At 69.8% G+C, this 368-nt stretch carries 1 protein-coding gene; it reads right to left on the bottom strand.

The window, feature by feature from the left end:
* A partial coding sequence (locus B7767_RS44245) for a beta-ketoacyl synthase N-terminal-like domain-containing protein (RefSeq protein ID WP_143653077.1) occupies positions 1-368 on the bottom strand: 368 nt, incomplete at both ends.

Raw genomic sequence — 368 nt, 5'->3', positions numbered from 1 at the left:
TCCGACAACCGCTCCAGCACCAGCACACCCACACCCTCGGACCAGCCGACCCCGTCGGCCGCATCCGCGAACGAACGGCACCGGCCATCCGCCGACAACCCACCCTGACGCGAGAACTCCACGAACGTCATCGGCGTCGACATCACCGTCACACCACCGGCCACCGCGAGCGAGCACTCACCCGAACGCAGCGCCTGCGCCGCCCAGTGCAGCGCCACCAGCGACGACGAACACGCCGTGTCCACCGTCACCGCCGGACCCTCGAACCCGAACGTGTACGCAACCCGCCCGGAAGCGACACTGCCCGCGCTGCCGCTCCCCTGGTAACCCTCGAACTCGGGCCCGGTCAGGAGGTTGGCGTAGTCGTG

Origin of the sequence: Streptomyces sp. 13-12-16 (genome assembly GCF_002114215.1) — a bacterium.
Lineage (GTDB): Bacteria > Actinomycetota > Actinomycetes > Streptomycetales > Streptomycetaceae > Streptomyces.
This window is presented reverse-complemented; position numbering and strand designations above follow the sequence as displayed.